A 25,627-nucleotide genomic window follows, 5' to 3' on the forward strand; every position below is an offset into this window, starting at 1 on the left:
CAAAAAAGTACACATTCCTTCGAACCAGAACCAGTCCCCATCACACAAAAGAAAACCCGCCAGCTTTCGCCAGCGGGTCTATCTCTTAAAAACTGCTCTCTATTTAAGCGAGAGCAGGTTTCGCCGTCACTGACTTGCGACGGCGACGTAGCGCTCCACCGACAAGACCGAAACCGAGGATCATCATGCCCCAAGTTGCTGGTTCAGGAACAGCAGCCACCTGGATGTTGTTGGTATTGAATGCAAAGTCTGGGTTTGCAAGAACATCAAAGTTCACATTCCAGCCCGTTGCATCAAATGCCGCAAGGTCCAGACCGGTAATGATGCTGTTGGTTCCGCGTGAAAGCGTTGGATCCAAAATTCCGCGCTGAACTTCGCCTGCAGCCACATCTCTCCAGTGACTGGCTTGACGGCCGTCACCCAGGAATGAACCAGTTGAGAAAAATGCGTCACCGAACAGGTTCGTCGCACCACCATCGATCGAGAAATAAGGTGCTTCGCCGTCTACTCCACCAACGGCCCAGTCCAGAACACCGAGTTGATCACTCAACTCACTGTAGCGGAATAGGTCGAGCGGCGTTGCGATACGGAATGGATTCAGGTCCAGATCAGCAAATGTTCCGTCACCAAATGGAATATCAGGATTGCCGCCTACGAAATCGTACGTGTCCACACCAGATGTAAAACCAAGTGCGTGGCCGATTTCATGGATTGCAATACCGACAAAGTCGAATGCGCCTGCCGTGATGCCATCGGTCGGATCAAAGTCAAAAGCAAACTCGTTACTGAAGGTAATGGTTGCATCTGACGAGCCATCATCGCCCAAGAGGCCGACTGCCTTCAGGGTGGCGGTATTAGCGTCGAGAACAGCGTTATTCGCGCTGCCATCTGCATCCAGTGTCCGAACAAGCGGTGTCGCGACGCCGCCACCGCCATCATTAGGTGCCGAAATCAAAGCATTGACGCCTAGAATGTCTGTACCGTCATCATTGTCGAATTGTGACGCTACTAGGCTTGGAAATACGGCCTGGCTGTCAAGATTGGTGGTACCTGTTGCACGAAGCGCATCAAGGAACGGTTGCACCAGTACGCCTGCGCTCGAGCTACCAGCTTGCGCCAATACGTTGGGAGCCAATGCTTGGAAACCGACGTCAATGCGTACAGTCGCATCATTTGTGAAGACACTTTCCCAAAATCTTGCAGCAGCTTGGAAACCTGCAAACGCTTTCGTGTCATTTGAAACACCACCGGTGTCGTTCAACACAATTGTAAGTGCACTGGCCGGTGCAGTTGAGAGTGGCAATGCAAACAGCGCAGCGCCAGCAAGTAATAACTTGGCTTTATTCACGAATCTTCCCCTTTTAAGTCCCACCAGAATAGGCGTTAACAAAGAGTTAATCCTGTTTTGGGGGTGCAAGTCAATCGTATTTTCGCTCGCTTCCAAAAAAGATATTAAACTGTCGGAATTTATTACAACCTTGCATTGGCTCATCTGTGTTTAGCGCGGATTTTAGCCACTTACCTCAATTATAACAGCCAGTTATAGGCAATATGGACCCACACCGATGGACTGCTGTCCCAACTTGGGACACCGACAATCGATGCACAATATTGTGTTGATAGATTAACATATAATGAGAGTTAAGTTGTTACAAACGATACCATTTTTAATTTACATGTATGTAAATTTTGATGCTGCAATTGCTTTATCAAATTGCAAACCTTTAACCAACAAACTCCACAACATCACTAAAAGGGCAATGGATTTTTTCTCAAAACCCTCTATTTGCAAGGCGAAGTTGGGCGCTATGAACAATGCATGGGCGAAGTTGGGAAAAATAGATCATGAGATTCGTTGCATTGGCCGTGATCATTCTGGCAATTCCGGTGTTTATGTCGCTGCTGCGACAGAACGCACAATATCGTCGGTATCTTTGTTTCGCAGTTGGCTTTCTTCCGTTTGTAATAGCAGCATGGAATCTCGATGCCTCGATTATCAGTTGGGCTACCTGGCCTGGCCAGACCAAAGGCGTCATTATATCATTGCTTGATGCACTTGCATTGGCGATCATAATCAACAGCAGACGGTCTCCCCTATTCTATCCATTTGTCGGGATAATCGCCGCATATATATTTGCTGCATTTGTTTCGGTTGCCTTCTCCAATAGTCCACAGTCTTCCTTCTTTTATGTCTGGCAGCTGGGCACGATGCTGCTTGTGTTCCTTGCTTCAGCTAATATTTGTATGAATGAGGGCGGACGAAAGTTAATTATTGCGGGCCTTGTCTGCGGTATCACTTTGCAGGCTGGCTTCGCCGTCAGTCAGAAATTTTCAGGCGTCTTGCAAGCGAGCGGGACATTGGGGCATCAAAACCTTCTGGGAATGGTTACGCATTTTGTGCTTTACCCATCGCTGGCCATGCTTCTTTCAACACAAAAGGCTCGCTTACCATTATTGGGCGTCATAGCGGGCCTGATTGTGGTTGCATTTGGCGCTTCGCGAGCAACCATTGGCCTGGCAGGCGCCGGCGTGGTCCTGTTGATCTTTCTTTCGATGATCCGAAAACCATCTGCAAAGAAAACCAAAGTTGCGGTTTTGGGAATGGTCGCTCTGGCAATAGCCGCACCTTTGGCGATCAACTCGCTTGAACAGCGATTTGCCGCTAAGCCAATCGGAGGCAGCAACGAGGAGCGGGAAGCTTTTGAACGTGCCGCAAGAATGATGTTGGCGGACCATCCCATGGGTGTCGGTGCAAACCAGTATGTCATCGTGGCCAATAGCGGCGGGTATTCGGAACGGGCCGGTGTTATCTGGAACTATGGAAGTCGGGCTGCCAAAGTCCATAATGTGTATCTGCTGGTTGCCGCAGAAACGGGATATCTGGGGCTATTTTGTTTCCTTATCTTCCTGTTTGTTCCCTTGATAGCCGCATTTCGATTTGCCTGGACCAATCGCGGCGATCCACGAGGAGATTTGGCTCTCGGAATCGGCGTCACGCTCCTTATTGTATCGTTGCATTGCCTCTACGAATGGATTTTGGTCACTTCTGTTGTCCAATATATGCTGGGCATTTCCATGGGTATGCTGGCCGGACTGATGATGCAGCGCAAAACCGAAAAGCGTGCCAAAATTCTTGCCCAGCAAGATGCCATATTAGACAACTTGCCGGATGAGCCTGTGGTTCTGGCTAAATCCGGGTGAACTTCAGCTATTCGCGCAACAGCGTTTCGAAAATATCCTGCATGCGCATCGAGCCATAGGCGCTCACATGATCTGCGTCGCTATAAAGCAACCTTTCTCCGTCTGATAACGGACATAGGCCATCCCAACAGTAAAGCTTATCAAAGCCAATGATTTTAGCGCCAAATTTCGTTTCCATTCTGTCAAACACAGCATTGGCATAAGCCTGCTTTCGGCGGTGGCTTACTGTCGTCACCGAATATTGTTTCACCGCATTCCGCAATGTTTCCCTGTTTGAAAAACGTATCAGGCTGTCCGGATCAACCGATTGTTCGGGAACTTGCCGGGCCAGGACAATATTTACACCAATGGCGCGATAGGCCGCGATGGTGCGTTGTAAACCTCTTTCAAACGCGGCACGGGAGTTATCAAGCGTTGCGTCACTATCCGGTTTTGAACTGAGATAAAAACTGACCTTTGGAACCCCATTGACGGTATCGTGAACGTATAGAGACCAGCGCGCCACCAGGATAACTGTCGGGATATTGTTGGCCTTGATATATTCAAACTGCCTCTGCGCCAGATCACGACAAGCGCCAAGCTCGACGAAGCCGATCTGAACATAAGTATCCAGCAAAGGGGGGCATCCTGCATGACCGAAATGCACAAAACTCACTTCGGCCTTTTCAGCTGCTTTAGCAATCGGCGGCAAAATGGCGGCTGACTGACTATCCCCGATAACAGCAACTTTTGCAGACAGGTTTTTTGTTCCTAGGATGCACGGCTTGAGAGTAGCAATATCCCCGTCATAGTCTTTCTCGCAGCCCTGCCTAATGCTATTGGATTTCCCGGATTCCAGAAGTTGTTTCTGAAAGGCATTGGTCCGGTTGGCTTGATAATAGGCCTTGAACCCCTGCGTAATATGGGCGCTATAACCCAGTCCAATAATGAGTGAACCGACCAGGGCCGACCCGATGAATATCTGTTTGCGGGTGAATCGTCCTTTGTTACGGAAGGGCTTTTCAATAAAGCGCCAACTCAGATAAGCTAGGCCAAAGGTAAGGCCGAACAGGCCGGCAATCCACGAGATCGGGAGTTCGGTCAGGCTATTGTAACGCGCGAAGGCAAATAGAGGCTGATGCCAAAGATAGGCACTATAGCTGATCAGCCCAATCCCGACCAAAAGGCGGTTGCTCATCGCATAGCTTACCCAGGTCCCGGGATGAGCGAACAATATGATCAGCGCCGTTCCCACTGTCGGGACAAGAGCGTAAAAACCGGGAAACGGTGTCTTCTCGTCAAAAGCGAAGATCGCATAAAATATAAGGATCAACCCGAATATGCTAAGAAATTGGGCGGCCGGGAGCAGCCTTTCGGGATCCGGCCTGCCGTTGAGATAGAGCGCAGCTAGTGCACCAATCAGAATCTCCCAACCCCGCGCAGGCAAAAGGTAAAAAGCTCCTGTTGGTTCATTATGGGCACCCCATTGACCGATAGCTAAGCTAACTACAAACAAGATTGACAAGGCGACCAGAACCGCGCGGATCCCCTTAGGCGATATGATCATCAGGAACAGCGGGAAGAGAATATAATATTGCTCCTCCACCCCAAGACTCCAGGTATGCAACATCGGCTTCAGCTCAGCGGCGACATCCCAATAGGATGTCGTCAGGTAGAGTAATATATTGTTGGAAAACAAAGTAGTTGCGATGATGGATTGACCGAAATTCTCAAGCTTATCGGGCAACATCCACGCCCAGGCAAACGGGATACAGACCAGCATCACGAAGAACAGAGCGGGCAAAATCCGACGCGCGCGCCGTTCGTAAAAGCCGAGCAAGCTAAACCGCTCCTCCTCCATCTCGGACAGCAGAATACCGGTTATCAAATAGCCACTGATGACAAAGAATATATCAACACCGACAAATCCGCCCCCGAATGCGGGGAAACCAGCGTGAAACAATATGACGGGTGCTACTGCCAGTGCCCGCAAGCCATCAATCTCTGGCCGATAGCGCAATGACAAATTTATTCCCCGATCAACGATTATACGGCCGAATTCATTTTCAGTCCGAATATCATTCTTCGTTTGATCGATATAATGGCGATTATCAAGCGCCGATCCGCGATTGCATCACGTCAAACTGCACACCAAATAGCAACAGGCCTATTGTTCTTTTACCGGCCTCGTGTTGGAATTCATATAACCGGAATAAGCATCTGTGAAAGAAAACAAGACGCCATCTGCTTCTTCTGTAGCATAATCTGTCGCTTCCTGTTCGGTGCTCCCAAATTCCAGTTCATCCTTTTTCATGGCCGTGATCATAGCGCTGCGCTCGTCTGCGCACGCTTCTTTTGAAGCCTTCTTGAATGCGCCTCGCGCCGTTTTTTGGTCCAAATGCGTGATCGTGAAATCAGTCAGGCAATTGGAATAGCTCACCCTGCTTGTTTCCGCATCAGCCAAACCGGCAGTTGCGGTACTTAAGAGGGCAACACTCAATAATGCAAACATAAGATCCTCCTAATAACTAGCGGGCAACATATCATGTTTCTTTGTCTACGTGGAAAGAAAAGTACAACAGAATGTAACAAGCATTCGGAGCACGCGAATGCGGGCTTTACAAGAAATATTATCCTATATTATAGGACCTTGAGTCTATGTTCTGACATCTGATTGTAAAACATTTGGCACCGATCAACAACTTTTTGCTGTGCCTGTGTCAACATTGGTCTGCCATCCTTGGACTCGCCAAATGTCGTTGTTTCGACCACTCGATTATACCAGTGAGAAGCCCATATTCCATCAGTTTTGCGTCCCCCTGCCTCCCAGGACAACATCGCAGGATCCCAATCTATCTCCAGCGCCGCGCAAAGAGCCTTCAGATGACGTTCCGGATCCTGCACTATATCGGCGCTATCCAGTATTATCGGTGCTTTGCCGGTAATTTGCGCAGCATGGTCTATAAAGGTCAATTGCCTTTCATATCCCAAATCATCGGGGGTAACCTCGACATGTTTGGCGGCGTAGCTGGCGACGACATGATCTGGATCGCGGATCAAGAATGCGTGCCGGTGGTCGGGGAAATCAGTAATGGAAACGCCATCCACCATATGATGCGGCATATGCTTCTGGTACCAGATGGCCTTGCCATCCGGCACCGGCCCGCGCATGGAATCTGCCACTGAATTCCAGTCAATATCCATCGCAGCGATGATCTGGTCTGCCAAGGGTTGTCGAAAACCGGTCTTGTGCAGAAAAGCACCATAAAAAGGTTCATCGGTAACAGCACAATCACTGCGACTGCCAAAGCTGCGCATCATCGCAGTCGAGATGTTCCGCGGCCCGGACCACATAGCGATACGTACGGGCTCTGACGTCATGACGCCGTGTCTCGTTCGATAAGGCCTTTATAGAGCGCCTGCAGGCGTTCGACCATTGGTCCCCTGCCCTGACTCAATATTCGACCATCGACCTCTGTTGCGGGTACAACACCAGCAAAAGTACCGGTTACAAAGGCTTCATCGGCGCCGTAAACATCGGTCAGGGAGAAATTCTTCTCGAACACTGGAATATCATTATCGCGGCAGAGCTGAATGACATTGCTGCGCGTGATTCCTCCAAGGCAATAGTCGCCACTCGACGTCCACACTTCGCCTTTGCGAACAATGAAAAAATGTGTGCTGTTGCACGTCGCCACAAAGCCCTGTGGGTCCAGCATCAGCGCCTCGTCCGCTCCGGCTTGTGTCGCCTGTATGCAGGCGGTTATGCAATTCAGCTTGCTGTGCGAGTTCAGTTTCGGATCCTGCACCGCCGGATCACCGCGCCGGACGTGAACGGTAAACAGCCTAATCCCATTTTCGACAGTGCTCGGCAGCGCTTCCTTATATTCCGGTATAATAACGATCGTGGCGGGAGAGATGACCACCCTCGGATCCTGATAAGGCGTGGAACGGATACCGCGCGTCACCATCAAGCGGATATGACAAGCCGTCATGCTGTTGGCTTCTATTGTTTGATAAAGCCGCGCAACCAGGTCCTCGCGACTAATTCCGATATCCATAGCAATGGCCTTGGCGCCCTCGAACAGGCGATCCATATGCGCGCCTAGAAAAGCAATCTTGCCTTTATGCAAGCGCAGCCCTTCCCAGACACCATCACCCAGCATGAAACCGCTATCAAACACGGACACCATGGCTTCAGCTCGCGGTGTAATCACGCCATTGACGTTGATCAGGATGGTTTCGTTCCGAGGGTCCTCAACATAATCATGCGTGCCTTTTGCCATCTTATTGTCCCTTCATCATCGTCCTGCCCAATGTCAGCGGCCACGCATCTCTTTTGATGTATGAATGGGCACTTCTCACACTGATAGTCATTGGAATGTTCAGAGATCGTAGCAATAACGCCTTGATTGGATTCATTATATTGCCTCTCCCTCTATTTTTCCCTCGCTCTGGCAGAGAGAAGAATAGACTACATATGCAATACCCGCTCATAGGCATCGAGCACGCTCTCATGCATCATTTCGCTCAGCGTCGGGTGCGGGAAGACAGTGTTCATCAGCTCCGCTTCAGTCGTCTCCAGCGTCTTGCCAACAGTATAGCCCTGAATCAGCTCGGTAACTTCCGCTCCAATCATATGTGCGCCGAGCAATTCACCGGTTTTTGCATCAAAGACCGTCTTGATGAAACCTTCGGTCTCACCCAGCGCAATTGCTTTGCCGTTGCCGATAAAAGGGAAGTTGCCGACTTTGACGTCATGGCCCGTTTCCTTGGCCTTGGCTTCGGTCAGGCCAACACTGGCAATCTGGGGGTGGCAATAGGTGCAGCCGGGGATATTGTTTACATCCATTGCATGCGGGTGGCCGCCAGCTATCGCTTCGACCGCGATCACGCCTTCATGACTGGCCTTATGTGCTAACCACGGTCCGCCGGTGACGTCACCAATAGCATAAATGCCTTCGACATTGGTCCGGCACATCGCGTCCGTCTTGATATGGAAACGCTCGTCGGGTTCGATACCCAACTCGTCCAGTCCGACGGTTTCGACATTGGGTTGGATACCGACCGCGACGATCACATGGCTGAAGTCATGGCTGGCTTTCTTACCCTTGCTGTCTTCAATCTCCGCCTTGACGCCCTTGGCTGACGTGTCGATGCTCTTGACACCGGCGCCGGTCATGATGGTCATGCCTTGCTTCTTCAGCGACTTTTCAAGGAATTTGGAGATTTCCTCATCTTCCACTGGCACGATGCGGTCCATCATCTCGACCACGGTCACGTCGGCGCCCATGTCATTATAGAAGCTGGCAAATTCAATCCCGATCGCGCCAGAGCCGATAACCAGCAGTTTCTTGGGCATTTCCGGCGGCGTCATGGCGTGGCGATAGGTCCAGATACGCTTGCCATCGGCCTTGGCAAAAGGCAGATCGCGGGCGCGGGCACCCGTGGCGATGATGATATTCTTGGCGGTGAGTTCTTCTTCGCCCTTCTCCGTCTTGACCGCGACCTTGCCCTTTTCGACAATCTTGCCATCGCCCATGACGACGTCGATCTTATTCTTCTTCATCAGATGCGTGACGCCCTGATTAAGCTGTTTCGCCACCCCGCGAGAACGTTTGACGACGGCGTCGAGATCTGCACTGATCTTCTCCGCCGCGAGACCATAGTCCGCAGCGTGCTTCATATTGTGAAAGACTTCGGCTGAGCGCAGCAGCGCCTTGGTCGGAATACAGCCCCAGTTGAGGCAGATGCCGCCGAGATTTTCGCGTTCCACAATCGCGGTTTTCAGGCCGAGTTGGGACGCGCGGATGGCCGCAACATAGCCGCCGGGGCCGGAACCAAGGACGATGAGATCATAGTTTTTTGCCATATTTCAGTCTTTTGCTTTCATGATTTGCCTGGCATCAAATACCAAGCTTTGTGAGGGTCCATACCATGCTGAAATGCCTGATCAATCCACACCATTGCTAGCGGTTCCAGTTTACGGGCATTGGTGAGCGGTCCATAGTCAATAGGATCAAACCCAATATCGCGGAGCAACCCGCTTACTGTCTCTTTCGCATCATTATGATCACCAGCTACAAACTGAATTGGACGCTGTGGGTAATCATGTGCCATTCCCATGACTGGTGAACCAACCTGATTGAGCGTTTTAACCACCTCCGCACTGGTACGTGCGTCGATCATTTCAGCTGCGCTATTATCAAAGCCCAGCGCCAACTCCAGTCCATGATCACCCATTTTAAGGGGGTTGTTGCAATCGATGAGGATCTTTCCTGAAAGATCACCGCACTGTTCCAGCGCTTCCAGCGTTACCGACCAATCAACCGACAGGATCACGACCTCTGCCCATTGCGCAGCATCGTTGGTGGATTTCAACGCAATACCGTCGCCATTATCATATTTGGGGTCATTGGCATCACGCACGCCGTAGCTGACATCATGACCTGCTTTATCAAAAGCGGGGCCCAAAACACTACCAACGCGGCCTTTTCCGATCACTGCTATTTTCAAGGGGATTCTCCTTTGGGGTTAGGATAAGAATAGCTGGCAAAATGAGGATGCCTTACCGGTTGTTCAAGCCAACATTCCCAACGGGTTCTCCACTAGCTCTTTAAACACCTGCATCAACTGCGCCCCGTCTGCGCCATCAATCGCCCGGTGGTCGAAGCTGCCAGTGGCGCTCATGATGGTTGCGATTTGCAGGCTGTCGTCGATCACATGGGGGCGTTTCTGCCCTGCCCCGATAGCCATGATCATCGCTTGCGGCGGGTTGATCACCGCGTCGAAATTCTTGATGCCGAACATGCCCATATTGGAAATGCTGGCGGTGCCGCCCTGATATTCGTGCATCTTGAGCTTGCCGTCCTTGGCGCGGCCCGCGAGGTCCTTCATCTCGGTGGAGATTGTGCTGAGCGATTTGGTGTCAGCGCTGGTGATAATCGGCGTGATCAGGCCGCCGGGAATGCTGACTGCGACCGAGATATCAGCGCGTGCAAATGTCTTGAGCTGATCGCCGTCAATCGAGACATTGCATTTCGGCACCTGCATTAATGAGACTGCAAGCGCCTTGATCAGCAGATCATTGACCGACAATTTGACGCCGCGCGGTTCCAGCGTCGCGTTGAGTTCGCTGCGCAGCTTGAGCAGCTTGTCGAGCTGGATATCTACGGTGAGATAGATATGCGGAATGGTCTGCTTCGCTTCGGTCAGGCGGCGCGCAATGGTCTTGCGCATGCCTGAGAGTTTTTCCGATGTATGCGGGATATCGAAATCATTCGCTGCCGGAGCGGGAGCAGCAGCAGGGGCTGGCGCGGGAGCAGCGGCTTCGCTTTTGACCGGAGCCGTGCCACCTTCGGCTGCATCAACATCCGCCTTGATAATCCGACCATTTGGGCCTGAACCGCTCAGCGCGCCCAGATCCACGCCCTTCTGCTCTGCGAGACGTCGAGCCAGCGGACTTGCCTTAACGCGATTGCCGTCGCTTGTTGCCTTGGGCGTCTCTGCCGGTGCGGGCTCTGAAGGTTTTTCAGGCGTAGGTGCGGCTTTTTCGGCTACCTGTTCGACCGCAGGTTCTGGTTCCGGCGCTTTTGCGGAACTCCCATCTTCTTTTCCTGCCTCTGCAACATCCTCACCTTCTTCGGCAATAATCGCTATTACTTCGCCGACTTTGACATTATCGGTTCCTTCAGCAACGACAATCTTCGCAATCGTCCCTTCATCTACCGCCTCAAACTCCATCGTCGCCTTGTCGGTCTCGATCTCTGCTAGCAAGTCTCCTGAAGCGACCTCATCACCTTCCTTGACAAGCCATTTGGCCAGCGTCCCCTCTTCCATTGTCGGAGACAAAGCGGGCATTTGAAGGTTGATCGGCATGGAGAGAAAACCCTTATTCTATATCAACGTTGCAGGCGTTTATGCGCAAATCACAGGAAAGCGCAAGCTGTCTAAATCTTGCATATCACAGGCTTTTATCGCAAGCATGGTTTTAATGGAAAAAATGCGCAGTCAGTCGGGGAGTTTTCATGCGTACTTATCTTGTGGTTATTGACGAAACCGAAGAGGCAAGCATCGCGCTGCGTTTTGCCTCGCGCCGTGCCATGAAGACAAATGGTGCTTTGCATATTTTGGCATTGGTAGAGAGCGAAGGATTTGTGGCCTGGGGCGGGGTTCAGGCCACCCTCGAGGAAGAGGCAAAGAACCGCGCCGAAGCATTGGTTTCAAGCGCCGCTGGGACATTGTTTGAGGAAACTGGAATCCGTCCATCAATTACCGTCAAAGAAGGCAAAGGCGCTAAGGATGTTCGCAAGTTAATGGATGAAATTGACGGATTGGCCGCCCTCGTTCTCGGCGCCGCCGGCAATGGCTCACCCGGTCCGTTAGTGACCCACTTTGCCGCAACAGAGGCAGGCACCCTTCCTTGCCCGGTGATGGTTGTGCCCGGATCACTGAGCAAGGAAGAGATTGATCGCCTGAGTTAGAATTCAGCCCAGTTCACCCCGCGCCGGATAATCATTGGCTAGGGCATAGTCGATACCCATCATTAACTGATCGAGCGGCGGCCGCGTGAATGGCATGCTCTGCACGCTGGCAAAGTAAAGCGTTTGGTCAGGACGAACCAAAAACAAAGCAGGTTCAGAGAAGATTGCCGGTTCCGGGCTGTCTGGCCGTCCCGCAGATATGTACAACCCCAGTTCGCGGGCAATTTCTTCGCTCAATCCGTAGCCGAGCATCAATTCATCAATTCCCCAGTCTTCGGACGACTTTTGGGCACGTTCCTGATCATCCATGCTGATGGCTACTGCGGTAACACCTCGTTCGCCGAAAACACCGAGTTTGCGTTGCAGGTCGCGCAACTGTCCCTTGCAGATTGGACAATGCAGGCCACGGTAGAATAGCAACAGAGTGAAGTTGTCTCCCGCACGTTGGCTGAGTTGAAACTGCCCGCCATCGGTCATCGGTACAGTGAAATCGGGAACGGCTTGAGCCGGTATCAGGGTCGTCATCGGGATATCCTTTTATGATTGTGCCCAGTCTATTCGCATCCGGCGGCGATCCGGTTACATTACCGGCTGCGATGACGAATATTTGCTGGGCGCCCTCGCTTTCCTTTCCGATGCGGCTTTCCTTTGGGACCGCTGCGACCGCGTCGAGGTTCATAGCGCCCGGGCATGTGATTAGCCCCTTCAGCAAGTTCAAAGAGCAGGCTTCCGGTGGCAGCGTTGGCCTCAACGAGCCGCAGGTCGAGCTTTTGACCGATATTGTAGGTTACGCCCGTATCTAAACCTTCCAACTGCTGCTTCTGCTCATCATAGTCGAAACGTTCCACGCCCAAGGTTCGGACAGGGACCAAGCCGTCACCTCCCAATTCTTCTACAGTGGCGAAAAATCCAAAATTCTGAACGCCGGTAATCCGGCATTTGAGTATCTGACCAACATGATCGGACAAATGGGCCGAGATATAGCGGTCTACCGTCTCGCGTTCAGCCATCATCGCACGCCGTTCCAGTTGGCTGATCTTTTCGGATATCAGGTCCAGCTTGTCAGCCATGTCCTTGCTCAAACCGCTTTGGGTAGGGATGAGATCATTCTTTGGTTTCGGCTGTTCCAATTTGCAACCACTCACCAAAGCGCGATGCACAATCAGGTCGGCATAACGTCGGATAGGGCTGGTGAAATGTGCATAGCTTCCCAGCGAAAGACCAAAATGACCCATGTTGGTGGAACCATAATAGGCCTGGGTCTGACTGCGCAAAATCTGTTCCATGACTAACGGCAGAATCTCTGCCTCACCCACTTGCTCGATCAGGCGATTGAACACCGATGGTTTAATCACCTGCCCCATTGCAAAACTGACATCAAAGCTTTTGAGATAGTCTTTGAGCGCGATTAGCTTCTCGCGTGAGGGCATTTCGTGGACACGGTAGATCAGCGGTGATTTCTTGGATTCCAGCATTTTGGCCGCCGCGACATTGGCCGCGATCATATAGTCTTCGACCAGGCGATGCGCATCGAGGCGTTCTCGTGTGGCAATCTCGGCAATGCGACCCTGATCATCAAGCACAACCCGTTTTTCCGGCAAATCGAGGTTGAGAGGCTCTCTGCCATCTCTGGCTTTTGCAAGTAATTTCCAGCACGCCCAAAGTGGTTCAAGGGCATTCGCCTTCATGGGATGGTCCAATTTTCCATCCATCGCAGCCTGCGCATCTTCATAAGCGATATTGCCAGTCAGCCGAACAATAGCCCTCGTGAATCGAGAGGAGATAACTTTGCCCTTGGCGTCGATTTTCAGATGGCACGCCAAAGCCGCTCGATCGACATCCTGTTTGAGCGAGCACACATCGGTGGAGAGCGCTTCCGGTAGCATCGGAACAACCCGATCCGGGAAATAGACACTGTTGCCGCGCTTATAGGCCTCACGGTCAAGTTTGCTGCCGCTGCGAACATAGAAGGAGACATCGGCAATTGCCACTATGGCATTAAAGCCGCCAGCATTGTTGGCATCATCATCGGGCGCTGCCCAGATAGCATCATCATGATCACGCGCATCTGCTGGATCAATAGCGACAATGGACAAATTGGTGAGATCTTCCCGGTCCTCGTTGCTGAGTTTCAGCTTGGCTGCCTGTTCTGCTTCATCCAGGACATCAGTCGGAAATACTTGCGGAATTTCATATTTATGGATGGCGATCAGGCTGAATGATTTTGGTGCAAAGGGATCGCCCAACACCTCTTTGACCCGCGCTTTAATCTGGCTGCCGCGACCAATGGGTTCTGCAAGAACCAGATTTCCCACTTCCGCTTCACCCAAATCGGATATAGCCGTACTGCGCCGGATTTTGCGGTCAACAGGCTTCAACCAGAACCGGTCGCGCTCGTCCTTCTCAACCACGCCCATCAGCATGTCGCTGCTTTGGGCAATCTTCTTCATCATGAAGGCGATGTGCCCCTGCCCGCGTTCTTCGGTCCGAGCCAAAATACGATCTCCGACTGCCAGAGCTGCGCGGCGGCCCCGTTCTTTTATGCGGAGCCGCGGAGCCGGAGCTTCGGCCTCCCAGCGTTCGGGCATGCCTATCGCTTCATTGCCGTCAATTTCGACGATTTTCAGTACCGTGACCTTGGGAATACCGCCCATTTTATGAAAGGCACGACCTGGCGTGCTGTCGATCAGGCCTTCATCTGCCATGTCTTTCAGTAAAGCCTTGAGGGCGATTTTGTCTGACCCGCGTAAACGAAAGGCTTTGGCAATTTCACGTTTGCCGGCGGGTTGGTCCGACTTTTCAATAAAGTCCAATATCTGTTTGCGCGACGGAACCTGTCTCGGCTTATGAGATTTGGACGATTTCGCCATTAATAGGCTTTGCCGATGAGAATCCGTTCAACCGCTGGTTTACCAGTGAATATACAGTTGCCATCCACAGCAGCCGCTTCGTTCGGCACATTGCGGAAGGTCAGTTTCAGTTTTTTCAGTCTCTCTTCAATCTGATCAAGTTCTTCACCTGTCGCGCGGCACCATTGAACTTCCAGCCAACCCGGATATTTTTTGTTCTCTTTATAGAATTTCTGAACATCCTCAAAATCGGTCAAACCGCGCGTAATATTGGAATCCAGTCGTTGCTTGGCTTCGTCATGCAATTTGGATTGAATTTCTTCCAGCAAAGCCGGAACCTGATCAGCAAAAGCATCTTTCGCAAGAATCTGGGAATCCAGTTTACCATTATCCTTGTAAAGCGCATCGCGGCGAAGAGCAGAGACATTGCCTTCCGCGACATCGCGAGGACCTATCTCCAGAATGAGAGGCGCACCCTTTTTGACCCAGGACCAACGCTTGTTCGATGCCTTGGCGCCGCCTTTATCGAGTTTCACCCTGACATTCTCATCAAAAGCCCGCAGTCCGGACAGTTGTTTCGTAAGCGCCGTGCAGAAATCGAGAACCTCTTCATCCTCTGGCTTATCGCGCAACATGGGAATGATCACCACTTGATAAGGCGCAATAAGCGGAGGAACGCGTAGGCCATCGTCATCGCCATGTGTCATGATCACACCGCCGATAAGTCGAGTAGAAGTACCCCAACTTGTCGTATAGGCGAACTGGAACTGCCCTTCCTTGTCCTGATAACGGATATTTTGAGCCTTGGAGAAGGTTTGGCCGAGGAAATGCGAAGTGCCAGCCTGCAATGCCTTTCCATCCTGCATCATTGCCTCGATAGAATAGGTCGCATCTGCACCGGGAAAACGTTCATTCTCAGGTTTTTCACCAGCCACAACAGGCATAGCCAGAACATCTTCCGAAAAACTGCGATACATTTCCAATATATCTAGTGTCTCTTCCATCGCCTCATCGCGTGTGGCGTGAGCCGTATGGCCTTCTTGCCAAAGAAACTCGCTGGTACGAAGGAACATTCGCGTGCGCATTTCCCAGCGCACGACGTTGGCCCACTGATTGATCATCACCGGCAAATCACGCCAGCTCTGCACCCAGCGCGAGAAGGCGGTGCCGATCACTGTTTCGGACGTAGGCCGGACAACCAAAGGTTCTTCCAGCTTAGCTTCGGGATCGACAACAAGACCATCGCTGTCGTCTTTCATCAACCGATGATGCGTGACAACCGCCATTTCCTTGGCGAAGCCATCAACATGTTCGGCTTCCTTGGCGAAGTAACTCAGCGGAATGAATAGCGGGAAATAGCAGTTTTCATGACCGGTGGCCTTGATCCGCTGATCCATCAGAAATTGCACCCGCTCCCAGATACCATAGCCCCATGGCCGCATGACCATACAGCCCCGTACACCAGACTCCTCGGCGAGATCGGCTTCGGCAATAAGCTGTTGGTACCAGGCTGAGAAGTCAGCTTCTCTGGTCACGGATAAAGCGTTTTTCTTCACGTATTCGGTTCCTGTCGGAAAAATTTCAGTTCGTTGCCGACGGCAATTTAGTCGTCGAGATTGTCGATTTTCGATTGAATGTCGGCAAGCTGTTGCTTCAGCTCCATTATCTCAATGTCCTTTTCAGACATCTCTTCTTCCGGCTCCGGTTCAACATCGTTTGAGGCACTTTTGTCACCGATCCCCAGAGGGTTTAGCGCCTTTTCCACAACGCTGCCGAGCGGGCTCGACTTCAAGGCATTTTCGACGGCTTCCTGAAACTGTTTTTGGTTTTTAACAGCCATCTGCCCCAAGGGGTTCTTGTTTAGTGCGCCTTCAACAGCTTCTTGAAACTGTTTCTGGTTCTTCCGAAAATTGTCCATGGATGCTTCCAGATAAGAAGGCATCAACGACTGCATGCTGTTACCGTACATAGAGATCAACTGACGCAGGAAATTGACAGGCAGCATATTTTGCCCACTGCTCTCTTCGTCTACGATGATCTGAGTCAGGACATTATGTGTAATATCATCGCCGGTCTTGGCATCGACGACAACAAAATCAACGTCTTCCCTGGTCATCTCTGCCAAGAAATCGAGCGTGATATAGTTTGATGTCTGAGTATTATAAAGGCGCCGATTGGCATATTTTTTTATGATGATTGGGCCATCGGGATCACCCTTTTTCGTCTTCGCCATGTTTTCTCCTGCGAACCATATCGCGTTATTTTTCTAAATATTGCGGCGATATGCTTTCTTTAAATTCCAATATGATGATGGCATTAGACAAAATTGTGCATCGCCGCAACCAAAGCCGTGCTTAGAGTTTAATAATATGCAACTCGCGAGGAATTAGGCCGCTTTTATTGTGTGCAGTTGCGATATGGCAGTTGCACAGTTTCAAACCCAATAGCGAGCATAGCGATTGCCAAGACCGGTAATTAACTCATATTGGGATAGTCCGGACTGGCTTGACGCTAACGGCAAATCATATTGTGCTGTGACCCATGCAGATTCTTCAAGATGTGGTGCTGCGGTGATGTCGATAGCGATCAAGTCCATTGATACACGGCCGAGCACAGGCAGCTCTTTCTGACCATCATCCAAAAACAAGCCACTATTGGAGAAACCCCTTAGATAACCGTCCGCATAACCCATGGCCAATATGGCAATCGGATGGTCGCGCTGTGCGGTATATTTTGCGTTGTAACCAACCTTGTCACCAATTTTCAGATCGCGAGTCTGCAAGATTTGCGCCTCAGGAAAGACGACTTGCTGGATGACATCTGTCAATTCGGAACGCTGCTTTCCGCCATATAGTGATAGGCCGGGTCGCGTGCAGTCAAAATGATAGGCCTCGCCAAGCGCAATACCGGCACTGTTGCTCAGGCTTGCGCGTTTGCCCGGTACAAGCGGCAATGAAGACAAAAATTGATCCAGCTGGTCCGAATTTTGGGCTGTATCCTCATCGGCCGATGCCAGATGACTCATCACGATATCAATATCTAAGCCACTCCAGTCGAATTGCTTTGCATCGGCCGCTTCAATGCCAAGCCGGTTCATCCCGCTGTCGATCATGACATCGCAAGGACGTCCGGTTTCACGCCACCTGCGAACCTGCTCCATGCTATTCAACACTGGCTTGGCCGATCCGGTCATTGCATAAGGCATATCTTCGGCGCGTACACCGTTGAGCACTGATGTATTACTGCTCTGATCAACATAGGGTGCCAGCTCACGGGCCTCCTGCCAGTTGGCAACGTAAAAATCCTTGGAGCCCGCTGCTTGCAGACGCTGAAACACCTCGACCGATCCCAAGCCATAGGCGTTCGCCTTAATTGCGGCCCCTGCGGTGGCAGAGCCGCTCAAGTCGTCCAGCTTCCGCCAATTGGTGGTTAGCGCATTGCCATCCAGACGCAGTCGTACTGTTGACGGGATTTCGATCTTGTTATCGCTCATAATGGGGCGATAGTCAGTTTAATCCGCTTCGTCGAGTGCCGCTTCGGGATCAATCGGTATGCCCCACCATGCCACGATAACGCCAAAGGCAACAACCACCCATGTGTACCAGAGCCCAGAATAGACATCTCCCGTCCGTGCAACGATATAACCCGCGATCAAGGGTAGGAATCCACCAAGATATCCCGCGCCGATATGATAAGGTATCGACATAGAACTATAGCGTATTTTTGGCGGGAACATTTCTGACAACAGTGCCGCGACCGAGCCGTAGGTCAAGGCGCTAAGTGCACCCAGAATAAGCAATATTGCCACAATACCCAATATCCGCATGGCTCCGAGCTGCTGCTCCTCGAAATCAAAGCCTGATGCACTGAGTGCGCTGCGAATACCGTCCCGGCGCGCCGCTCCATCACCGAACCACGCGGTGTCGACTGCGATTTCCTCGCTGCCTGCAAAGAGCTTCAACTCAGATGCATCCGTCACCGTATAGGCGACACCGGAGGCCGTCAGGGTCTCCAGTATCTTGCCGCAATCGCTTTGCTCACGACTGAATAGTTCGGCAAAGGGATCGGTGCTGCAAGCCGTGCCTTCCACACGAACCGGAGTGGCTTCTGATGCCGCCGACAGTCCTGGATTAGCGAGTTGCCCCAAGCCCCAGAAGGATGGGAAAAGAAGCAGCAACGACAAAAGTGCACCGACGATGATTGGTTTCTTACGCCCCACCCGATCTGACCATTTGCCAACCATCAGATAGAAAGACATGGCAATCAGACCAGCGAAAAACAGGATGAGATCAACCGTGAGGTCATCGACATTCATGGGGCCGCGCAGAAAGGACATGCCCGAGAAAAAAGCGGTGTACCAGATCGTCGTCAATATGCCCGTTATCCCGAACAGCGCGACGAAAATCCGTTTCTTATTGCCGGGATAGGAAAAACTTTCGGTGAACGGGTTTTTCGATGTTTTACCCTCGGCCTTCATCGCCTGAAAAACTGGACTTTCATTCAACTTCAGCCGCATCCAAAGCGAAATGCCAAGCAAGATGATTGAGAGAAGGAACGGTATACGCCAGCCCCAATTGTTGAATTCCTCTGTTGGAATCAGGAAGCGGCAAGCCAGTACCACACCAATAGACAACACGAAGCCGCCAGCGACGCTGGCCTGAATATAGCTGGTATAATAGCCCCGTTTCTCCGTTGGAGCATGTTCGGCAACATAAATGGCTGCACCGCCATATTCGCCGCCAAGTGCCAGTCCCTGAAGAACTCGCAGGAAAATAACGATCGCGGGCGCGGCCAGTCCGATGGTTTCGGCACTGGGTATTAGACCAACCCCAGCAGTCGCTATCCCCATGAGAGTGACTGTGACCAGAAACGTATATTTGCGCCCCAATCGATCACCCAGAAAACCAAACAAGACGGCGCCTACGGGCCTGAAGCCGAAGCCGATTGCAAAAGTTGCCCAAACCAATAGGATTTCAAGTGTTTCATTGCCGCTCGGAAAAAAAGTCGGGCCAATGATGTAGAACAAGGTTCCGTAGATAAAGAAATCATACCATTCGAAGATGGTCCCGGCGGATGAAGCGCCGATAACAAGTTTGATTTCCTTGTCAGTTGGTTCGCGCTGCATTGCAACGGCTGCCTCACTGGCCATATTCGCCCTCCCCAAGGTGTTTTGATTATTCCAGTTCGAGTATCACTGCATCGACGGCAAGGCTATCCCCTTGTTCCGCCTCAACCGATTTCACGACCGCATTTTTCTCTGCGCGCAGGATATTCTCCATTTTCATCGCTTCAACTACCGCTAGTGGCTGGCCTTCTTCGACCTTGTCGCCCACTTTGACGTGCAGCGCCACAAGAAGTCCCGGCATCGGGCACAGTAGATATTTGGAAAGATCAGGCGGGACCTTTTCAATCATATGCACGGCATGTTGTGCGATATGTGCGGGCAAAACCTGCACCTTGTGCGTTGCGCCATGCGTGTTGAGTGCAAAGCCATTGGCCGTTTTTGCAATTTTTACCGACAAAGGTTCTTCACCAATATTGGCAAGGATCAGGCTGTCGCCCGGCGTATAAGCGGTAGATAGGTCCACATCCTGCTCATCGACCAGAATACCTTCTTCGGACACGGAAACCTGCTGAACGCTGTCACCAATTTTCACTTCCCATTCGGATGGCGGTTGCAGTCGCTGGCCCAATTGATTGTCGATACGGCGTGCGCGATCCGCGTGAGCAGTGGCTGCAAAAGCGGCAATCGCAGCCAGACTACGCAGCAAATCGTCAGTCGCCGGTGCACCCTGGAATCCGTCTGGATATTCCTCGGCAATGAAATTGGTAGTGATACTGCCTTCGCGAAACCGCTCATGCTGCATCAGCGCCGAGAGAAAATCGATATTATGGCCCGGCCCGTTAATCTCGAAACGGTTCAAGGCATCAATCTGGCGATCAATTGCTTCGATACGCGTCTCGCCATAAGTAATCAGCTTGGCAATCATCGGGTCATAGAAGATGGACACTTCCCCACCCTCTGCAACACCGTCATCGACGCGAATGCCTTCCTCGGCTTCCGGCGGATTATATTTTACCAGACGTCCAGTGGACGGTAGGAAGTTGCGATAGGGATCCTCGGCATAGACCCGGTTTTCAACTGACCAACCGGTCAGCGTCACATCATCCTGTGTTAGCGGCAGCTTCTCGCCATAGGCAACACGAATCATCTGTTCGACCAGATCAAGGCCTGTAATATATTCGGTAACCGGATGCTCGACCTGCAGCCGAGTATTCATCTCGAGGAAGTAGAAGCTCTTGTCGGCGCCGACGATGAGTTCGACCGTACCGGCACTGTGATAATCCACTGCCTGAGACAAGGCGACCGCCTGTTCACCCATTTTCTTGCGCATCTCGGGATCAACAAAGGGCGATGGTGCTTCTTCGACAACTTTCTGATGGCGCCGTTGGATAGAACATTCGCGCTCGCCGAGATAGATAACATTGCCATGCTTGTCGCCGAGCACCTGAATTTCGATATGGCGTGGTTGTTCGATAAACTTCTCGATAAAAACACGGTCATCACCAAAGCTTGCAAGGCCTTCACGCTTGGTCGCTTCAAAGCCCTCGCGCACATCCTTTTCAGACCAAGCGAGGCGCATGCCCTTGCCGCCGCCGCCAGCACTGGCCTTCATCATCACCGGATAGCCAATGCCGCCCGCGATCTCGACCGCATGTTCGGTGTCATCAATTTCACCGATATGCCCCGGAACAACGCTAACCCCTGCCTTCTCGGCAAGTTTTTTGGACTCGATTTTATCGCCCATGGCTGCAATCGCATTGGGCGGCGGTCCGATGAAGGCAATGTCATTCTCCGCCAATTGCTCAGGAAAACTCGTCCGTTCAGACAAAAAACCATAGCCGGGATGCACTGCTTCTGCACCGGTTTCCTTGCAGGCAGCGATAATCTTGTCCGCGATCAGGTAAGATTCTGCAGCTGGCGAAGGTCCGATGTGAACAGCTTCATCCGCCATCTGCACATGCGGCGCTCGCGCATCGGCATCAGAATAAACAGCAACCGTCTTGATACCCATTTTCTGGGCCGTGCGGATAACCCGGCAAGCAATTTCGCCACGATTGGCGATCAGAATTTTTTTGAACATATTTATTCAGCTGCCTCTAATTGATTGTCTCGCTGCTCTGCTTCCATGGGCACCAGTCCCAATTTCTCGAACATTGCCTGATCCTTGTCATCGCCTGCATTGCCAGTGGTTAGTAATTTGTCACCGGTGAAGATGCTGTTCGCTCCTGCTGCAAAACACAACGCCTGCGTACTTTCCGACATGGATTCCCGACCAGCGGATAGGCGCACCATCGACGCAGGCATTGTAATCCGTGCGACCGCTATTGTGCGGACAAATTCAATATCATCAATTTTCGCTAGCGGGGTATCGGCCAGCATATCGCCAAGCACTGTACCCTTTACCGGAACCAGCGCGTTGACCGGAACACTTTCAGGATGCTTCGGTAATGTCGCTAGTGCGTGCACAAAGCCGACACGGTCTTCACGGGTCTCCCCCATGCCGACAATACCGCCGGAGCAAACATTAATCCCGCTGGTGCGCACATTTTCGAGCGTTTCTAGCCGATCATCAAAAGTCCGCGTCGTGATCACCTTTTCATAATGTTCGGGTGACGTGTCGATATTGTGATTATAATAATCGAGTCCAGCATCGGCGAGCATATCGGACTGCTTCTTCGTTAGCATACCAAGCGTCATGCAGGTTTCCATCCCCATTTGCCGTACGCCTTTGACCATTTCGATAATCGCCGACATGTCACGGTCTTTGGGGTTGCGCCATGCTGCACCCATGCAAAAACGCGATGAACCGCGATCTTTCGCTTGCGCGGCTGTTTGCAGAACCGAGCGAACATCAAGCAGCTTCTCAGCTTTCAATCCGCTTTCAGCATGGGCAGACTGGTTACAATAGCCGCAATCTTCCGGGCAGCCACCTGTCTTGATTGACAGCAATGTGGAAAGCTGCACCTGTCCTGGTGTGTGATGCTGCCGGTGCACCGTAGCTGCTTGAAACAGCAACTCATCAAAAGGAAGATTAAACAGATCGGCAATTTCTTCGCGCGACCAGTCTTGTCTTATATTATCTTCGTCTTCGGGGGATTTAGTCTCGGGGGCGTTCATTCAGCGGCTTCCTCGGTTTCGGGTGGCATGTTGTGGCCTAGCAGGCGCAATATGTCTGCGGCACATTCCACAATATTGCTGCCCGGTCCATAGATTCCGACAACACCCGATTTCCGGAGAAATTCATAGTCCTGCGGTGGGATAACACCGCCGGCAAAAACCTTGATATCACTGCGCCCGGAATCACGCAGCATCTGCACCAGTTCAGGGATGAGCGTCTTGTGACCTGCGGCCAGACTAGACGCGCCCACAGCATCGACATTTTCAGACAAAGCGAGGTCTCGAGTTTCACTCGGTGTCTGGAAAAGCGGACCGGAAATGACATCGAACCCCATATCGGTAAAGGCGCTGGACACGACATTCGCGCCGCGATCATGGCCATCCTGCCCCATTTTCGCGACCAGTATCTTTGGCTTGCGACCGAGGCGCTGTGACACCGCATCCACCCCGTCGACCACCAGAGCAAATTGCGGATCGCCCTCATAGGCAGCGCCGTAAATGCCTTTTACCGGTGTCGGTTTGGTTGCGTAGCGGCCAAAAGCGGACTCCATGGCATCCGATATTTCGCCCAGAGAAGCGCGTTTGCGTGCAGCATCAACGGCAAGAGCAAGCATGTTGCCGTCTGCCTTGGCGCCATCTGTAATGGCTTTCAGAGCAGCTTGGCAGGCATCTTCATCCCGCTCTTTGCGCATTTTATCGAGCCGATTGATTTGGCCCTGTCGTACTTTGGCATTGTCGATATCGAGCGTTTCAAGCTGGTCTTCGTCTTCCAGAACATATTTGTTCACGCCGACAATAACATCATCGCCCTTATCGACCCGCGCCTGTCTTCCGGCAGCGGCTTCCTCGATCATGCCCTTGGGCCAACCGTCAGCAACCGCTTTGGCCATGCCGCCTTCACTTTCAACCCGTTCGATAATCTCCCAAGCCTTTTCGACAAGTTCTTCCGTGAGAGCTTCGATATAATAGCTGCCGCCCAACGGATCGACGACTTTGGTGATGCCTGCTTCTTCCTGCAAAACAATCTGCGTGTTGCGGGCGATACGAGCAGAGAAATCGGTGGGGAGCGCAATGGCTTCATCAAGTGCATTGGTGTGTAGCGACTGCGTTCCGCCCAATGTTGCAGCCATGGCCTCGATGGTCGTCCGGATCACGTTGTTGTAAGGATCTTGCTCGGTCAACGAAACTCCGGACGTCTGGCAATGAGTCCGCAGCATTTTGGAGCGTTCCGATTGTGCACCCAGATCCGTCATCACGCGGTGCCACAAGGTCCGGGCTGCCCGCAATTTGGCGACTTCCATGAAGAAGTTCATCCCGATGCCGAAAAAGAAACTCAGGCGGCCTGCAAAAGCATCGATGTCTAGACCAGTTGCCATGGCCTGTTTTGCATATTCACGGCCATCGGCGATGGTGAAAGCCAATTCCTGCACGGCGGTCGCGCCGGCTTCATGCATATGATAGCCGCTGATAGAAATGCTGTTAAACTTCGGCATATGTTCGGACGTGTAGGCGATGATGTCCGAAATGATCCGCATCGATGGCGCAGGCGGATAGATATAGGTGTTACGCACCATGAATTCTTTGAGAATGTCATTCTGGATCGTGCCTGCAAGCTTGTCCTGAGAGACGCCCTGCTCTTCTGCGGCGACGATATAAAAGGCCAGACACGGAATAACCGCGCCATTCATGGTCATCGAAACCGACATGGTATCCAGCGGGATACCATCGAACAGGATTTTCATGTCCTCGATGCTATCAATCGCAACGCCAGCCTTACCGACATCACCGACCACTCTCGGATGGTCGCTGTCATAACCGCGATGAGTGGCGAGATCGAAGGCCACAGACAGACCTTTCTGGCCTGCCGCCAGATTGCGACGATAGAAAGCGTTGGATTCCTCTGCCGTTGAGAAACCCGCATATTGGCGAATGGTCCATGGCCGCCCGGCATACATGCTGGCCTTGACGCCGCGGGTAAACGGACCGAAGCCGGGAAGGCCAGGATCGCCCGCGTCTTTTGCTGTATATAGAGGCTTAACAGCAATGCCTTCTGGCGTTTCCCACGTCAGATCACGCCCTTTGACTTCTTTGTCAGCGAGCGCGCTCCAGTCTTCAATCATCGGTTTATCGGTCATTATTCGCCCTTAAATTCGGCTTTCCGTTTCTGCAGAAAGGCAATTGCACCTTCACGTGCATCCTTACTGTCACCGGCGCGGCGTTGGCCTTCTGCTTCTTTCAGTAGGGCCGAAGAATAGTCGCTTTCTAACGCTGCGGCCAGATTTTGACGCATGACACCTAAGGCCACTGTTGGTCCGCCTGCAAGCCGTTTGGCCAGCGTCTGAGCTTCATCCATCAAAGCGTCATCGTCTACACATTTATAGACCAATCCCCAATCTGCGGCTTTTTCGCCAGGGATTTTTTCGCCAAGCATCATCATTTCGGTCGCCCTTGCTTTGCCTACAAGGCGCGTGAGCATCCAGCTTGCACCGCCATCGGGCACTAGGCCGATATTGACGAACGCCTGTAAAAAATAGGCGGATTTGCCAGCAATGGCAAAGTCACTCGCCAATGCGATCGAGCAACCAACGCCTGCTGCCGGACCGTTGACGGCAGTGATAGTAGGGATATCAAGCTTTGCGAGCTTCAGCATGAGCGGGTTATAATGTTTGTTAAGCGCCGCATAAGAACCCTGCCCGCCAGACAAGGCGCTATCGCCGCCCTTGGCTTGCAAATCTGCTCCCGCACAAAAAGCACGCCCTTCACCGGTGATAACCACAGCTCGCGCATCTTCAAGCTTATCGAGTGCCAGATAGATATCATCTGCCATATCCAGCGAACATGCATTCAGCCGCGAAGGCTGGTTCAGTGTGATTGTTGCCACCCGATCGGCAATTTCCAGTCTAATATTCTCAAATTCCATATTCTGTCCCTCT

General features: G+C 51.9%; 20 protein-coding genes. 2 read left to right on the plus strand and 18 right to left on the minus strand.

The features are described 5' to 3' along the window. Positions 1-103: 103 nt before the first annotated feature. Positions 104-1,492: an NF038122 family metalloprotease gene (locus DG177_RS02425; RefSeq protein ID WP_108810034.1), complete on the minus strand. Its 1,389-nt coding sequence runs from the start codon at positions 1,490-1,492 to the stop codon at positions 104-106. 353 nt (positions 1,493-1,845) lie between these two features. Here DG177_RS02425 and DG177_RS02430 point away from each other — a divergent pair, with 353 nt between their 5' ends. Further along, positions 1,846-3,201, plus strand: a complete 1,356-nt coding sequence (locus tag DG177_RS02430; RefSeq protein WP_108810035.1) for an O-antigen ligase family protein — start codon at positions 1,846-1,848, stop codon at positions 3,199-3,201. Between the two features lie 7 nt (positions 3,202-3,208). Here the strand turns inward: DG177_RS02430 and DG177_RS02435 are convergent, their stop codons facing one another. The 7 genes from DG177_RS02435 to DG177_RS02465 all read right to left on the minus strand — a co-directional run bounded on the left by DG177_RS02435 (position 3,209) and on the right by DG177_RS02465 (position 11,058). Next, positions 3,209-5,206 carry an acyltransferase family protein gene (locus DG177_RS02435; protein ID WP_337658448.1) on the minus strand — a complete coding sequence of 666 codons (1,998 nt, stop codon included), beginning with the start codon at positions 5,204-5,206 and terminating at the stop codon, positions 3,209-3,211. Positions 5,207-5,347: 141 nt separating this feature from the next. Beyond that, the gene (locus DG177_RS02440; RefSeq protein ID WP_108810037.1) at positions 5,348-5,692 is read right to left on the minus strand and encodes a hypothetical protein; all 345 of its coding nucleotides are present in this window, start codon (positions 5,690-5,692) and stop codon (positions 5,348-5,350) included. A 128-nt stretch (positions 5,693-5,820) separates the two neighbouring features. Then, entirely contained in the window at positions 5,821-6,561 is a 741-nt protein-coding gene (locus DG177_RS02445) for a sulfotransferase (protein ID WP_108810038.1), read from the minus strand. Further along, positions 6,558-7,466 (minus strand): aminotransferase class IV, encoded by a 909-nt coding sequence (locus DG177_RS02450; RefSeq protein ID WP_108810039.1) that lies wholly within the window; start codon positions 7,464-7,466, stop codon positions 6,558-6,560. The genes DG177_RS02445 and DG177_RS02450 overlap by 4 nt, the downstream gene beginning before the upstream one ends. Before the next feature lie 188 nt (positions 7,467-7,654). Continuing rightward, positions 7,655-9,052 (minus strand): dihydrolipoyl dehydrogenase, encoded by a 1,398-nt coding sequence (gene lpdA, locus DG177_RS02455; protein WP_108810040.1) that lies wholly within the window; start codon positions 9,050-9,052, stop codon positions 7,655-7,657. Positions 9,053-9,069: 17 nt separating this feature from the next. After that, positions 9,070-9,696, minus strand: coding sequence for an NADPH-dependent F420 reductase (locus tag DG177_RS02460; protein WP_337658449.1), 627 nt, complete (start codon positions 9,694-9,696; stop codon positions 9,070-9,072). Between the two features lie 63 nt (positions 9,697-9,759). Next, the gene (locus DG177_RS02465; protein ID WP_108810042.1) at positions 9,760-11,058 is read right to left on the minus strand and encodes a pyruvate dehydrogenase complex dihydrolipoamide acetyltransferase; all 1,299 of its coding nucleotides are present in this window, start codon (positions 11,056-11,058) and stop codon (positions 9,760-9,762) included. A gap of 149 nt (positions 11,059-11,207) precedes the next feature. On the opposite strand from DG177_RS02465, the gene DG177_RS02470 reads away from it, so the two are divergent. Further along, positions 11,208-11,663, plus strand: coding sequence for a universal stress protein (locus tag DG177_RS02470; protein WP_108810043.1), 456 nt, complete (start codon positions 11,208-11,210; stop codon positions 11,661-11,663). Positions 11,664-11,666: 3 nt separating this feature from the next. Here DG177_RS02470 and DG177_RS02475 read toward each other — a convergent pair whose 3' ends face one another. The 10 genes from DG177_RS02475 to DG177_RS02520 all read right to left on the minus strand — a co-directional run bounded on the left by DG177_RS02475 (position 11,667) and on the right by DG177_RS02520 (position 25,614). Further along, positions 11,667-12,188, minus strand: coding sequence for a redoxin domain-containing protein (locus DG177_RS02475; protein ID WP_108810044.1), 522 nt, complete (start codon positions 12,186-12,188; stop codon positions 11,667-11,669). Positions 12,189-12,247: 59 nt separating this feature from the next. Further along, positions 12,248-14,533 (minus strand): ribonuclease R, encoded by a 2,286-nt coding sequence (rnr, locus tag DG177_RS02480; RefSeq protein WP_108810045.1) that lies wholly within the window; start codon positions 14,531-14,533, stop codon positions 12,248-12,250. Then, entirely contained in the window at positions 14,533-16,068 is a 1,536-nt protein-coding gene (proS, locus tag DG177_RS02485; protein ID WP_108810046.1) for a proline--tRNA ligase, read from the minus strand. The genes rnr and proS overlap by 1 nt, the downstream gene beginning before the upstream one ends. 47 nt (positions 16,069-16,115) lie before the next feature. After that, complete coding sequence (gene phaR / locus DG177_RS02490; protein ID WP_108810047.1) at positions 16,116-16,745, minus strand: polyhydroxyalkanoate synthesis repressor PhaR; 630 nt, start codon at positions 16,743-16,745, stop codon at positions 16,116-16,118. Positions 16,746-16,946: 201 nt separating this feature from the next. After that, a complete protein-coding gene (alr, locus tag DG177_RS02495) occupies positions 16,947-18,005 on the minus strand; it encodes an alanine racemase (protein WP_108810048.1) in 1,059 nt (352 codons plus the stop codon). Positions 18,006-18,023: 18 nt separating this feature from the next. Further along, a complete protein-coding gene (locus DG177_RS02500; RefSeq protein WP_108810049.1) occupies positions 18,024-19,661 on the minus strand; it encodes an MFS transporter in 1,638 nt (545 codons plus the stop codon). Positions 19,662-19,686: 25 nt separating this feature from the next. Then, the gene (locus DG177_RS02505) at positions 19,687-21,657 is read right to left on the minus strand and encodes an acetyl-CoA carboxylase biotin carboxylase subunit (protein ID WP_108810050.1); all 1,971 of its coding nucleotides are present in this window, start codon (positions 21,655-21,657) and stop codon (positions 19,687-19,689) included. Positions 21,658-21,659: 2 nt separating this feature from the next. Further along, positions 21,660-22,694, minus strand: a complete 1,035-nt coding sequence (bioB, locus tag DG177_RS02510; RefSeq protein ID WP_108810051.1) for a biotin synthase BioB — start codon at positions 22,692-22,694, stop codon at positions 21,660-21,662. After that, positions 22,691-24,829 (minus strand): methylmalonyl-CoA mutase, encoded by a 2,139-nt coding sequence (scpA, locus tag DG177_RS02515; RefSeq protein ID WP_108810052.1) that lies wholly within the window; start codon positions 24,827-24,829, stop codon positions 22,691-22,693. The genes bioB and scpA overlap by 4 nt, the downstream gene beginning before the upstream one ends. Then, positions 24,829-25,614 carry an enoyl-CoA hydratase-related protein gene (locus DG177_RS02520; RefSeq protein ID WP_108810053.1) on the minus strand — a complete coding sequence of 262 codons (786 nt, stop codon included), beginning with the start codon at positions 25,612-25,614 and terminating at the stop codon, positions 24,829-24,831. Before DG177_RS02520 ends, scpA begins: the two co-directional genes overlap by 1 nt. Positions 25,615-25,627: the final 13 nt, after the last annotated feature.

It is taken from the genome of Sphingorhabdus sp. Alg231-15, assembly GCF_900149705.1.
Classification (GTDB): Bacteria; Pseudomonadota; Alphaproteobacteria; order Sphingomonadales; family Sphingomonadaceae; genus Parasphingorhabdus.